Raw genomic sequence first — 12,839 nt, forward strand, 5'->3', positions numbered from 1 at the left:
CAAACAGATATTACGAAATCATCAAATGTGAAACAATTCTTTCAGGCCGCACAGGATGATGGCGCCGTGGTCAAAGGCCAGTCCCCGGCTGTTCTTCGCAAGACAGGAGTCTTCATCAAAGAGGAGGGGACATTCCAGGGAGGAGGAGAGGACCTGACCGCCTCCCTCCAGACGGAGTTCGTAGTGAAGCAGCCCCGGCCGGATTTCCTCCCGGCGTATCAGGAAAACGGTGAACCATCTGGCATCGCTGGCATCATCTCCCGCTTTTACCGGAATCTGGTCTGTGTCCAGGACCGCCAGATGGGCGCAGCTCATGACCCAGGTGCGGGGATCTCTCCCGGGCTTTGAAAAGGTGTAGAGCTGCCGCAGGGGGATGCCCTCCACGTGGGTCTCCTCCCAAAGCTCCCTTCTGGCCGCCTCCATGACTGTCTCGCTGGGCCCCACAAAGCCTCCCGGAAGAGCGCGGCAGCCGAGGAAGGGATGCCCGCCCCGGCTGACCATGAGGAGCTTCAGCGATCCGTCAGTCAGATAGTGCAGCCGATCCGGGGATGCGCTCCCCTCACTGCCTGTGCGGCAGGAGGAAAGCCCCGGGGCGGCGAAGATGAGCATGTCCACTGTCATGGACGGCCGGGGATAGTCGCCGGGCCGGTACCGTGCCAGAAATTCTTCCTCCGTCAGTCCGTTTTTGTCTAGAAGTGGTTCCATTGTCATGCGCCTCCTGTCAGGATTGAAGCTGTCTGTAGGAGATCAGCTTGTCCAGGTTGTTTAAGAACAGTGCGTTCTGGCTGGTGATTTTTTTCTTCTCCAGCGCGGATTTGCACTGCTCCAGGTAGCTGTCGTACATGGAGTAGAGCAGTGCGTAGGGTAGATCCCGGTTCTGGCTCCACTGGAACAAAAGCCAGTTCATAGCGTGGGAGAACCAGTATCTGCGGGGGATCTCTCCGTCCTTTAGCACCAGGATGTGGGGGTGGGCCTCCTCGGCGATGGCGGCCAGCCTCTCCGCGTCCGGCTCCTGCCGGCTGAATTTTTTGGGCTTCAGCAGAACGGCGCTCTCGCTGACCAGGCCGTTCAGCTTGTTGGCGGCCTCCCAGTAGGGTGCGAAGTTGGGGGAGAGAGGGCCGGTGCGGCGGGCCTCCTTCTCCCTCGCCCGCTCAGCCTGGGTCTCACGGCGGATGGGATTGCGTATCCTGCGGTCGTAGACTCTGCGGCTGTCCGGATTGCTCAGGATCCGGTAGGCGGTCAGCACGTTCTGGATGTAGGATGTAGTGTCAAAGGTACTGTTTATGTTTTCATCCGGATGCATTTTTTTCACTAAAAAATTCTTGGCGTCTGCAATCTCTTTTTCATCTGCATCCATGGAAACGCCAAGAAGATCATAGTAGGTACAATCTTTCATATACATCTCCCCTTATTCATTCAGTTTATAAACTCCCACCTATTATAATACTTCAGAGGGGCCGGGAAATCAACCGGAAAGTCAAGCTTGTTGTTCAGAGGAAAGAGTGGTAAACTGACTGTAAATGCGTGAGCGTCCGACGGGGCGTAAGCTGCCAAATGAGCGACACAAGAGGAGAAAGGACGAGAAAGCTATGAGAAGGCCAAAGAGACAGATGACGGATGTGGGTGAGATTGCCGGGGTGCTCAGGGAGTGCATGGTGTGCCGGGTCGGTATGAGCAGCCAGGGAAAGATCTATGTAGTGCCCATGAATTTCGGCTATGAGCAGGAGGGTGAAAAGCTCACCTTCTATCTTCACAGCGCGAAGGTGGGCCGCAAGATCGAGGCGTTTAGGGAGGAGCCGGAGGTGTGCGTGGAACTGGACTGCCGGCACGGGCTGATGGAGGCGGAGCTGCCCTGCAGCCACAGCTATTACTATGCCAGCCTCATCGGCACCGGGAAGGTGCAGGTCCTGAAGACCTATGAGGAGAAGCTGGAGGGGCTGAAGAAGCTGATGAGACACCAGACCGGAAAGGATTTTGACAATTTTGACGAGAAGTGGGTGGGCGCTGTGGAGGTGCTGAAGGTGGAGCTTGATGAGTACGCCTGCAAGTACCACGACGGCACCAACTAGGACGACAGAGTGAGAACAGAGACATCCCTGTGGGGATGTCTTTTTTATGTCTCTTTTTGCGGAGCGGGAGCAGGAGAAAAATAAAAAGACTGTGAAATCTATTAACTTTTTTGGGGTTTTGTTGAAACGGCCGGGAAAATGTGCCAAGTAATCCTTGGAAAACGATGGGCGAGGGCTTGTCATGGCTGTGGCCGGCAAGCTGTCTGCCGGCGGAAAGGATCGAAGAAATCTATGTTCGGATATATCGGATGTATAAAAGAAAATCTGGATGAGGATCAGCAGAAGCAGTATCAGAGTATTTACTGTGGACTGTGCAGGAGCCTAAAGGAGAGGTACGGGCAGATGGAGCGGATGTGTCTGTCCTACGATATGGCCTTTCTCATCCTCCTTCTGTCTTCCCTCTATGAGCCGGAGGAGAGGAGCGGGAGGTTCCGGTGCAGCGTCCATCCTCTCGGTGGGAGGGAGGAGACGAGGAACAGATTTACAGATTATGCGGCGGATATGACCATTATTTTGTCCTATTATAAATGCCGGGACGACTGGGAGGACGAGGGAAAGCGCGTTCAGCGCTGGTATGCCCGGTCCCTTGAAAAAAAGTGTGAGGAGCTGAAAATGCGGTATCCCAGGCAGTGGAGGGCTGTGGCTGAGGGGACGGCTGGTCTGGAAGCGGTGGAGAAGAAGGCGGCCCGGGAGTTTGACAGGGCCATCAACTGCTCCGGGCAGATGCTGTCAGAGCTCTTTGTCTGCGGGGAGGATTTCTGGAGCGACAGCCTGCGGACCTTTGGCTGCGAGATCGGCAGGTTCATCTATCTGATGGACGCGGCCATGGATTATGAAAAGGATGAGAAAAAGGGAAATTACAATCCTCTGTTCTATATGAGAAGAAAGCCGGAGGACATGAGGGAACTCATGGAGATCCCTCTGGGGAACGCCATGAGGATATTTGAGAAGCTTCCCCTTATCCAGGACGCTGCCCTCATGCGGCATATCCTGTACAGGGGCGTGTGGCAGCAGCATGACGACTCCCAGCGTAGTGGCTTTTACAAAGAAGGGTGAGCGGCTGGTAGGAGAGGCTGCCAGGCGGCAGGCCGTGACAAACCCGGACCGGATGCTCATGTACGGTAAGGAAGCAAGCAACCGAAAACAAGAGATAGACCGCCAGCACTACACTATTCCGAACCAAAGACCAAAAGATAAGCATTGTGGGAAAATCTAAACTTTTGGATTTTCCTACAATGCCAACTACGGCGGAATCCCTCCCACTCCTTATATCTTTCTGTATACATTGAATTTGTATTTAGTAAAATGCAGACAACACCACGGATCGGCTTTTGGTTGGACAATTCCAACCAAACACCACAGCAGACAGCAGAAAACATTCTGAACGCTAGGAAGCCGGTATGATTGTTACATATAAGGGGAAGAAAAATTTCTTTTAGATACTTGTTTTCCTAAAACTGATGTGATATAATAGCTTCATTCCAGAAAAGGAGTAAAAAATATGCGGCAAGGTATTCTTAAATAAAACTATAATCAAATAGTGGGAACAAAGGATTATGATAGTCCCTTTTGTAGGGGCTTAGTTTTTTGTACCCAATTTAAGAATACTTTTGCCTTATCAATTTTGACATATCCAAAAAAACAGCAGTCACAAATAGGTGTATGCTGTATATGTGTATGTCCGCAAATTATAATCCCCAGTGGTAAAAGTATTTTACTGCTGGGGATTTTTGTGCCCTTTCGGGCTGTAAAAGGAGGACAATCACATGAAAATAATCAATATTGGCATTCTTGCCCACGTAGACGCAGGAAAAACAACATTGACGGAAAGTCTGCTATACACCAGTGGAGCGATTGCGGAACAGGGAAACGTGGATAAAGGGACTACAAGAACAGACACTATGATTTTGGAACAGCAGCGGGGAATTACCATTCAAGCGGCAGTCACTTCCTTCCAGTGGCACAGATGTAAAGTCAACATTGTGGATACGCCCGGCCACATGGATTTTTTGGCGGAGGTGTACCGCTCTTTGGCTGTTTTAGATGGGGCCATCTTGGTGATCTCCGCTAAAGATGGCGTGCAGGCCCAGACCCGTATTCTGTTCCATGCCCTGCGGAAAATGAACATTCCCACCGTTATCTTTATCAACAAGATCGACCAGGCTGGCGTTGATTTGCAGAGCGTGGTTCAGTCTGTTCGGGATAAGCTCTCCGCCGATATTATCATCAAGCAGACGGTGTCGCTGTCCCCGGAAATAGTCCTGGAGGAAAATACCGACATAGAAGCATGGGATGCGGTCATCGAAAATAACGATAAATTATTGGAAAAGTATATCGCAGGAGAACCAATCAGCCGGGAAAAACTTGTGCGGGAGGAACAGCGGCGGGTTCAAGACGCCTCCCTGTTCCCGGTCTATTATGGCAGCGCCAAAAAGGGCCTTGGCATTCAACCGTTGATGGATGCGGTGACAGGGCTGTTCCAACCGATTGGGGAACAGGGGAGCGCCGCCCTATGCGGCAGCGTTTTCAAGGTGGAGTACACCGATTGCGGCCAGCGGCGTGTCTATCTACGGCTATACAGCGGAACGCTGCGCCTGCGGGATACGGTGGCCCTGGCCGGGAGAGAAAAGCTGAAAATCACAGAGATGCGTATTCCATCCAAAGGGGAAATTGTTCGGACAGACACCGCTTATCCGGGTGAAATTGTTATCCTTCCCAGCGACAGCGTGAGGTTAAACGATGTATTAGGGGACCCAACCCGGCTCCCTCGTAAAAGGTGGCGTGAGGACCCCCTCCCCATGCTGCGGACGTCGATTGCGCCGAAAACGGCAGCGCAAAGAGAACGGCTGCTGGACGCTCTTACGCAACTTGCGGATACTGACCCGCTTTTGCGCTGCGAGGTGGATTCCATCACCCATGAGATCATTCTTTCTTTTTTGGGCCGGGTGCAGTTGGAGGTTGTTTCCGCTTTGCTGTCGGAAAAATACAAGCTTGAAACAGTGGTAAAGGAACCCACCGTCATTTATATGGAGCGGCCGCTCAAAGCAGCCAGCCACACCATCCATATCGAGGTGCCGCCCAACCCGTTTTGGGCATCCATCGGACTGTCTGTTACACCACTCCCGCTTGGCTCCGGTGTACAATACGAGAGCCGGGTTTCGCTGGGATACTTGAACCAGAGTTTTCAAAACGCTGTCAGGGATGGTATCCGTTACGGGCTGGAGCAGGGCTTGTTCGGCTGGAACGTAACGGACTGTAAGATTTGCTTTGAATACGGGCTTTATTACAGTCCGGTCAGCACGCCGGCGGACTTCCGCTCATTGGCCCCGATTGTATTGGAACAGGCATTGAAGGAATCGGGGACGCAGCTGCTGGAACCTTATCTCTCCTTCATCCTCTATGCGCCCCAGGAATACCTTTCCAGGGCTTATCATGATGCACCGAAATACTGTGCCACCATCGAAACGGCCCAGGTAAAAAAGGATGAAGTTGTCTTTACTGGCGAGATTCCCGCCCGCTGTATACAGGCATACCGTACTGATCTGGCCTTTTACACCAACGGGCGGAGCGTATGCCTTACAGAGCTGAAAGGATATCAGGCCGCTGTCGGTCAGCCGGTCATCCAGCCCCGCCGTCCAAACAGCCGCCTGGACAAGGTGCGCCATATGTTTCAGAAGGTAATGTAAAGATACATAATCGTCAAGACGGCAACAATCAGAAGTTATGGAGGGTAACAATGGAATATAGTAAGGAAGATTTAATGGAAGCAAAAAAGCAAATTTGGGGAGTGGGAGAGAACATGGGAACAGAGGAAAGTAAAAAAATCTGGGAGGAGAACGCACAATTTTGGGATAATGCAATGGGTGACGAATCTAATGAATTTCACAGAGAGGTAGTGCGTCCCAAAGTAACGGAACTTCTATCTCCTAATCCTGCGGATTACATTTTGGATATTGCGTGTGGCAATGGAAATTATTCTTCGTATCTTGCACAAAGAGGCGCTTCGGTTGTCGCTTTTGATTACAGCAAAAAAATGATAGAATTGGCTAAAAGACGGCAATCACAATATGCAAAACAAATTGAATTTTGTGTGGCGGATGCGACCGATAGAAAAAGTATATTAGAATTAAAAAGAAATCGAGCCTTTACGAAAGCAGTTTCTAATATGGCAATTATGGATATTACGGATATTGAACCACTTCTTATGGCTGTTTATGAACTGTTGCAGGAAAGCGGAATTTTTGTCTTTGCAACGCAACACCCTTGTTTTGTCACGTTGACTGAAAAATATATGACACCGCACAGTTACTATGATATAGCGATTGAAGGGCAACCGAAAGAGCAGATTTATTATCATCGTTCCATACAAGATATTTTTAACCTTTGTTTTAGAGCTGGATTTGTCATTGATGGATTTTATGAAGAATGTTTTAAAACCAACAAAGAAATTCCTATGGTAATGATAGTAAGGCTTAAGAAGGTAAAACGTGATAGCTTAAAATAAATTCAAGTTTGTCGGGTAAATAGCAAACCCAGCCGAGCCAGTCAACGGTCAAGATGAACGGCGCATATGCGCAGCCGTTGACAGCCCCGCCCGCCTTTGCTGGTAGGCAATCAAGGGGCGACAGCAAGAAGTGCCACCGCCCCGCACTATTATTCAGAAAGGGGAATTTCCATGACCGACCAGATAGCCTATCAAGAATATATCCAGCGCAGGTACAACGCCTTTTGCAAGACTGTTATCCGCTGTGCCGCCTTGGACAAGATTTTGAAGCTTAAACGGCAATGGGAACGGCAAGTTTCCCTTGACTATCTGATGAACGAGAAGTTTGTCCAGTTTGCCGCGTCGGAGCCGGACGAGGAATACCCATTTACCGTCTGCGGTCAGACCGTCCTGCTCTGCAACGCCGCCCTTGCCGACGCGATCTCTGTTTTGCCGGAGCAGACGCGGGAAGAAATCCTGCGCTATTACTTTCTGCGCCAGCCGCAGCGCGTGATCGGCGCGTGTATTGGCCGGTCACGCAGCACAGCGGGGCGGCATATCCAGCTTGCCTTGCAGCGGCTACGCGAAGAAATGGGGGTGAGCCGGTATGAGTAGACTTCTCCCCTATGAAACAATCCTCAAAGCCCGTGAGGGCGACCCAGAAGCCGTGAACGCTGTCCTGCTCCACTACGCCGGATATATCCGCTATTTCTCAAAAGTGAACGGGCAGGTCAACGCCGAGGTGGAGGACTATGTAAAGCAGCGGTTAATTGACTGTCAATTCAAGTTCCGGCTTGACGAACCACCGGACAAGTCATAAAAACTGAATACCAGCCGCCACCGACGCGGCCAGCGAAAGCAGTAAGTCTTGAAAAAGATTTACTGCTTTTTTTGTTGTCCGGCTCCGCTCCCGGCCATTTTGCCCCCTGCCGGTTGTAGTAGTAAGCGAGGAGGGAATTTTTCTGCCCTGGTGTTTGGCATTTGGAGCATTTACCCGTAGTAGAGGGCAAAGAGAAAGGATTTCTCCAACACCGGGTAGAAACCACTGCGTCCGGTGTCATTTTAGCGAAAGCGGGCAGGAATGCCCTTTACAGGATTAGTAGTAGCAGAAAAAGAGAAACAAACTTTTGTGGTTGCAGTTTTCCAAAAAAGTGGCGGACGGAAGTGAGAGAAAGTTTGCAGTCACGGAGAGCAAGTTTCTACCACGGTGCCAAAATCCGCAATTCTGCAGTTTTGCCCCTCGCGGGAAACTTGTTGGGGAGTGCCTTCCCCAAACCCTGCTCATGCGCCCTTACGGGCGAGAAAGGAGGTCACACCATGCGAAAGAAATACAACACGCCCCACCGCAGCCGCGTTGTGAAAACCCGGCTGTCCGAAGATGAGTATGCCGACTTCACAGCGCGGCTTGCGCCCTATGGTATCAGCCAGTCCGAATTTCTCCGGCAGGCGATACGGCGGGCGACCATACGCCCGGTTGTCCATGTGTCGTCGGTCAATGACGAGTTGCTTTCCGCTGTCGGGAAGCTGACAGCCGAGTACGGCAGGATCGGCGGCAACCTCAATCAGATTGCCCGGTATCTGAACGAATACGGCGTACCCTACAACACCCTTTCCGGCGAGGTACGCGCCGCCATATCCGACCTTGCCGTCCTCAAGTATGAAGTCCTCAAGAAAGTAGGTGACGCGGTTGGCAACACTCAAGCATATCAACTCTAAAAACGCCGACTACGGAGCCGCCGAGCAATATCTTCTCTTTGAGCATGACGAGTTTACCATGAAGCCCGTCCTTGATGAAACCGGCAGGCTTATCCCCCGCGAGGACTACCGGCTGTCCACGCTGAACTGCGACGGGGAGGATTTTGCCGTTGCGTGTATGCGGGCCAATCTCCGCTATCAGAAAAACCAGCGGCGGGAAGATGTGAAAAGCCACCACTACATCATCAGCTTTGACCCGCGGGACGGGCCGGACAACGGCCTGACCGTAGACCGGGCGCAGGCGTTGGGGGAACAATTCTGTAAAGAGCATTTTCCCGGCCACCAGGCCCTTGTCTGCACCCACCCGGACGGGCATAACCACAGCGGCAACATTCATGTGCATATCGTCATAAACAGCCTGCGGATTGAGGAAGTGCCGTTCCTGCCCTACATGGACAGGCCGGCCGATACGAAAGTCGGCTGCAAGCACCGATGTACCGACGCTGCCCTGCGCTACTTCAAATCCGAAGTCATGGAGATGTGCCACCGGGAGGGGCTTTATCAAATCGACCTCTTGAACGGCAGCAAGAACCGCGTCACCGACCGGGAGTATTGGGCGCAGAAAAAGGGACAGGCCGCGCTGGACAAGCAGAACGCCCCCATGATTGCCGATAGTATCACGCCCCGGCAGACCAAGTTTGAAACGAACAAGGAGAAGCTGCGGCAGACCCTACGGAAAGCCCTTGCCACCGCCGCCAGCTTTGACGAGTTTTCCTCTCTGTTGCTGCAGGAGGGTGTGACCGTCAAGGAGAGCCGGGGGCGGCTTTCCTACCTCACGCCGGACAGGACAAAGCCAATTACCGCCCGGAAGCTGGGCGACGATTTTGACCGCGCCGCTGTCTTTGCCGTTTTAGAGCAAAACGCCGCCAGAGCAGCCGAAGCGCCAGCCAGATCCCCCGATCCCCCACGCACCATAAAAGACCGCTTGCAGGTTGCCAGAGCCGAGATAGCCGCCCCGAAACAGGACGGAGTGCAGCGGCTTGTGGACATTGAGCAGAAAATGGCCGAGGGCAAAGGCCGGGGCTATGAACGCTGGGCGAAGATACACAATCTGAAGCAGGCCGCCAAAACGCTGTCCGTCTACCAGCAATACGGCTTTACTTCCCCGGAGCAGTTAGAAGCCGCCGTTGACACCGCCTATCAGAAAATGCGCCAGACCAGCGGCGAACTGAAAGCACTGGAAACGAAGCTGCAAGGGAAAAAGAAGTTGCAGCGGCAGGTGTTGGCCTACGCCCAGACCAAGGCCGCCCGCGACGGGCTGCGGGCACAGAAATCCGAGAAAGCCCGCGCCGCATACCGGCAGGCCCATGAGAGCGATTTTATCATAGCCGACGCAGCAGCCCGGTATTTCAAGGCGCATGGCATTACCAAGCTGCCCGCCCGGAAAGCGTTGCAGGCCGAGATCGAGCAGCTTATCTCCGAGAAAGACGGCCTGTATAACACCTATCACGAACAGAAACAGCGGTTCAAGGAGTTGCAGACCGTCAAGCGGAACATCGACCAGATTTTGCGCCGGGACGAGCCGCACCGCAGAAAGGAGCAGAGCCATGAGCGATAACCTGCCCCACATGGACTACCGCCAGCACCGGCGGGCGCGGCGGCTGGTACATGAGTGCTGTAACTACGATGAGGGGAACTGCCTGCTATTGGACGACGGGGAGCCTTGCGTGTGCGTCCAGAGCATTTCCTTTTCCCTCATGTGCCACTGGTTCCGTGTGGCTGTCCTGCCCCTTGACGGGGAGCTGGCCGCAGCCCTCTTGTGCCGGGGAAGCCGGAAACGGTGTGCCGTCTGCGGGGCGGCCTTTGTCCCCAAATCCAACCGGGGAAAATACTGCCCCGACTGCGCCGGGCGCATGAAGAAAATCAAAGCCGCCGAGAGAAAGCGGAAACAAAGGCAGAGATGTCACGCTTTAGAGCCTTTCAAACCCGCATAAATCAAGGCTTTTTTCGTGGGTGTCAAAGGGTACGCGATACATTTATCCTTTTCCCCCGGAAACGGCGTTTTAATGCGTGACAATACGCCAAAATCAACCCGAACACAGGGAGGTGATCCTATCGCTGATTATATCAGCGCAGACACGCGGCTGCCCGCCTATCTGCCGTATCCCCGTTTCCTGCTGAAAATGGAGATTTCACAGACCGCCAAGCTGCTGTATTCGCTGCTGTTAGACCGTTCCACCCTCTCCCAGAAAAACAAGTGGCTGGACGACGAGGGCAGGATTTATATTATCTATCCCATCGCGGAGATAGCAGAAATACTGGATAAAGGCAGCACCACCATCAAGGGGGCGCTTAATGAACTGGACACGGCGGGGCTGTTGGAACGGGAACGGGGCGGCTTCTCCGCACCGAACCGGCTTTATGTCAAAGTACCGCCAGTGCCACAGGTACAGTTTTCAGACCAACTGATGGCCGGAAGTCCGCCCCTCATAGAGCCGGAAAACCGTCCTACTGATGGTCAGAAAACCGACCTTATGATGGTCGGAAAACCGTCCCCTAACCAAACTACTATAAACAACCTTACAGAGAGCCAAACAAAGGGAGTGAGTGGGGGGCCGTCCGCGCCCTATGGCCGATATGGAAATATTTTTCTGTCACAGACCGAATACGACGAGTTGCAGGCAGAGTACCCTGACAGGCTGGAACGGTTCATCGAGGAAATGAGCCGCTACCTTGCCGCCAACGGGAAAAGCTACCAGAACTATGCCGCCGCCCTGCGGATATGGGCGGGGAACGACAAAAAGGAAGCCCCTAAAAAGGGCATACCAGACTACTCATGCAAGGAGGGCGAGAGTTTATGAAGAATGAAATCAACGCGGTTTTGGAGAATATGACGACCACCATCCCGGAGCCGGAGGACTACACCGGCGAGGACGGTTTACTGTACTGCGGCAAGTGCCGCAAGCCGAAAGAAGCCTATTTTGCGCCGGATAAGGCCGCTATCTTCGGGCGCGACCGCCACCCGGCAGAGTGCGACTGCCAGAGAACCGCCCGCGAGGAACGGGAAGCCGCCGAAAAGCGGCGCAGACACCTTGACACCGTGGAAGAACTGAAACGCCGGGGCTTTACCGACCCCACCATGCGGGACTGGACTTTCGAGAACGACAACGGCAGGAACCCGCAGACCGGGCTTGCCCGCCGGTATGTGGAGCATTGGGAAGATATGCGGACAGACAATATCGGCTGCCTGTTCTGGGGCGGCGTAGGCACCGGCAAAAGCTACCTTGCAGGCTGTATCGCAAACGCCCTCATGGAGAAAGAAATCCCCGTCCGCATGACGAACTTTGCTCTTATCCTCAATGACCTTGCCGCCAGCTTTGAGGGGCGCAACGAGTACATTTCCCGCCTTTGTCGTTATCCGCTGCTGATCCTTGACGACTTCGGCATGGAACGCGGGACGGAATACGGGCTGGAACAGGTGTTCAATGTGATTGACAGCCGTTACCGCAGCGGCAAGCCGCTGATCGTCACGACCAACCTTACGCTGGACGACCTGCACAACCCGGAGGACACCGCCCATTCCCGGATTTATGACCGCCTGCTTTCCATGTGCGTCCCGGTACGCTTTACCGGCGACAACTTCCGGCAGGAAACCGCCAAGCGGAAAATGGAGAGCATGAAGAAACTGATTACCGACTGAAAGGAGTATTGCCTATGGCAGATAACAAGCAGCACGACACCCGCACCACCCGCCGCCCTGACTGTGTGACGGAAATCCGCATGGGCAATTCCGTCCTTGTCGTGTCCGGCTATTTCAAGAAAGACACCACAACCACAGCCGCCGACAAAATGGCGCGGGTACTGGAAGCGGAAGCCGCTGCTACACAGGAGCCGACTTATCCGGCGTGAACCGGGGCATGGAAAAGCGGCCATGCCAGGGAGCATGACCGCTGGAACGAAAATCGGAAGTGCTTTAGCAATTCTTAATCTCATTCTCTATAAAATAATTTGCAATTTCAAAGGCTTTTATTCTTCTCTTTGCCAATGTGATTTGTGATTTATAACGCTCGGAATTATCCTTTGATTCAAATGTTTTTACTGTTTCTCTTAGCTTGTGCAGAGTTGAATCAATTTGCCTTTTGGCCGCGGTTAATTCATCTATTGTATACTTCATGTTTTCTCCTTTAACTTCTGATTTTTTTGTTAAATCAGAGTATACCACGGAGTTATGAACTTTTCTACTGCAAATATGGGACGACAACCCATACCATAAAAATCGGAAAATTGAAAAGCTGTAAAGAAGCAAATTTAACGCTTTTGCCGCTGTACAGCCCCCGCCGTTCCGTGGTACAATGAAACCACGGAATAGTGGGGCTGGCTGTCGGAAACGGAGGATTTTATGTTAAGACAAGCCACCCAAAACCTCATTACCGCCCTTTATCCGAGATTGTCCCACGAGGATGAATTGCAAGGCGAGAGTAATTCCATATCGAACCAAAAAAGGATACTCGAAACCTACGCAAAACAGAACGGCTTTACCAATCTGCGCTGGTACACCGACGACGGTTTTTCCGGCGCGAACTTTGCTGAGG

General features: G+C 52.8%; 15 protein-coding genes and 2 pseudogenes. 14 read left to right on the top strand and 3 right to left on the bottom strand.

The window, feature by feature from the left end:
• Positions 1-21: 21 nt before the first annotated feature.
• Both H7U36_RS04650 and H7U36_RS04655 read right to left on the bottom strand, forming a co-directional pair.
• Positions 22-705: an NUDIX domain-containing protein gene (locus H7U36_RS04650; protein ID WP_205155766.1), complete on the bottom strand. Its 684-nt coding sequence runs from the start codon at positions 703-705 to the stop codon at positions 22-24.
• 16 nt (positions 706-721) lie between these two features.
• Positions 722-1,396, bottom strand: coding sequence for a J domain-containing protein (locus H7U36_RS04655; RefSeq protein ID WP_191428322.1), 675 nt, complete (start codon positions 1,394-1,396; stop codon positions 722-724).
• A 124-nt stretch (positions 1,397-1,520) separates the two neighbouring features.
• On the opposite strand from H7U36_RS04655, the gene H7U36_RS04660 reads away from it, so the two are divergent.
• The 13 genes and pseudogenes from H7U36_RS04660 to H7U36_RS04720 all read left to right on the top strand — a co-directional run bounded on the left by H7U36_RS04660 (position 1,521) and on the right by H7U36_RS04720 (position 12,156).
• Positions 1,521-2,069 (top strand): pyridoxamine 5'-phosphate oxidase family protein, encoded by a 549-nt coding sequence (locus H7U36_RS04660; RefSeq protein ID WP_243426693.1) that lies wholly within the window; start codon positions 1,521-1,523, stop codon positions 2,067-2,069.
• A 231-nt stretch (positions 2,070-2,300) separates the two neighbouring features.
• Positions 2,301-3,125 (top strand): DUF5685 family protein, encoded by an 825-nt coding sequence (locus tag H7U36_RS04665; protein ID WP_033126925.1) that lies wholly within the window; start codon positions 2,301-2,303, stop codon positions 3,123-3,125.
• Positions 3,085-3,178, top strand: a pseudogene (locus H7U36_RS15485) (Hsp70 family protein); the annotation flags it as partial. The gene H7U36_RS04665 and the pseudogene H7U36_RS15485, both read left to right, overlap by 41 nt.
• Before the next feature lie 657 nt (positions 3,179-3,835).
• Positions 3,836-5,755 carry a tetracycline resistance ribosomal protection protein Tet(W) gene (gene tet(W) / locus H7U36_RS04675; protein WP_147513971.1) on the top strand — a complete coding sequence of 640 codons (1,920 nt, stop codon included), beginning with the start codon at positions 3,836-3,838 and terminating at the stop codon, positions 5,753-5,755.
• 50 nt (positions 5,756-5,805) lie between these two features.
• A complete protein-coding gene (locus tag H7U36_RS04680) occupies positions 5,806-6,573 on the top strand; it encodes a class I SAM-dependent methyltransferase (RefSeq protein WP_002586626.1) in 768 nt (255 codons plus the stop codon).
• Between the two features lie 171 nt (positions 6,574-6,744).
• Complete coding sequence (locus H7U36_RS04685; RefSeq protein WP_002586616.1) at positions 6,745-7,167, top strand: sigma-70 RNA polymerase sigma factor region 4 domain-containing protein; 423 nt, start codon at positions 6,745-6,747, stop codon at positions 7,165-7,167.
• Positions 7,160-7,372: a helix-turn-helix domain-containing protein gene (locus tag H7U36_RS04690; protein WP_002586615.1), complete on the top strand. Its 213-nt coding sequence runs from the start codon at positions 7,160-7,162 to the stop codon at positions 7,370-7,372. Before H7U36_RS04685 ends, H7U36_RS04690 begins: the two co-directional genes overlap by 8 nt.
• A 497-nt stretch (positions 7,373-7,869) precedes the next feature.
• Positions 7,870-8,268, top strand: a complete 399-nt coding sequence (locus H7U36_RS04695; RefSeq protein ID WP_002596229.1) for an IME relaxosome accessory protein — start codon at positions 7,870-7,872, stop codon at positions 8,266-8,268.
• The gene (locus H7U36_RS04700; protein ID WP_002596230.1) at positions 8,240-9,865 is read left to right on the top strand and encodes a relaxase/mobilization nuclease domain-containing protein; all 1,626 of its coding nucleotides are present in this window, start codon (positions 8,240-8,242) and stop codon (positions 9,863-9,865) included. The genes H7U36_RS04695 and H7U36_RS04700 overlap by 29 nt, the downstream gene beginning before the upstream one ends.
• The gene (locus tag H7U36_RS04705; RefSeq protein ID WP_002596231.1) at positions 9,855-10,241 is read left to right on the top strand and encodes an IME_Rho_tet family cysteine-rich VLP protein; all 387 of its coding nucleotides are present in this window, start codon (positions 9,855-9,857) and stop codon (positions 10,239-10,241) included. Before H7U36_RS04700 ends, H7U36_RS04705 begins: the two co-directional genes overlap by 11 nt.
• A 132-nt stretch (positions 10,242-10,373) precedes the next feature.
• Positions 10,374-11,108 (top strand): replication initiator protein A, encoded by a 735-nt coding sequence (locus tag H7U36_RS04710; RefSeq protein ID WP_456298512.1) that lies wholly within the window; start codon positions 10,374-10,376, stop codon positions 11,106-11,108.
• On the top strand, positions 11,105-11,947 hold the full coding sequence (locus H7U36_RS04715; protein WP_002596233.1) for an ATP-binding protein: 843 nt from the start codon (positions 11,105-11,107) through the stop codon (positions 11,945-11,947). Before H7U36_RS04710 ends, H7U36_RS04715 begins: the two co-directional genes overlap by 4 nt.
• 14 nt (positions 11,948-11,961) lie before the next feature.
• Positions 11,962-12,156 (top strand): transposon-encoded TnpW family protein, encoded by a 195-nt coding sequence (locus H7U36_RS04720; RefSeq protein WP_002596234.1) that lies wholly within the window; start codon positions 11,962-11,964, stop codon positions 12,154-12,156.
• A 64-nt stretch (positions 12,157-12,220) separates the two neighbouring features.
• On the opposite strand, the gene H7U36_RS04725 is transcribed toward H7U36_RS04720, so the two are convergent.
• The gene (locus H7U36_RS04725) at positions 12,221-12,421 is read right to left on the bottom strand and encodes a hypothetical protein (RefSeq protein WP_002596235.1); all 201 of its coding nucleotides are present in this window, start codon (positions 12,419-12,421) and stop codon (positions 12,221-12,223) included.
• 225 nt (positions 12,422-12,646) lie between these two features.
• Between H7U36_RS04725 and H7U36_RS04730 the strand changes: the two are divergent.
• Positions 12,647-12,832: pseudogene (locus tag H7U36_RS04730) on the top strand (recombinase family protein); the annotation flags it as partial.
• Between the last annotated feature and the right edge of the window lie 7 nt (positions 12,833-12,839).

This window comes from Faecalicatena fissicatena (assembly GCF_016900595.1).
Taxonomy (GTDB): domain Bacteria; phylum Bacillota; class Clostridia; order Lachnospirales; family Lachnospiraceae; genus Claveliimonas; species Claveliimonas intestinigallinarum.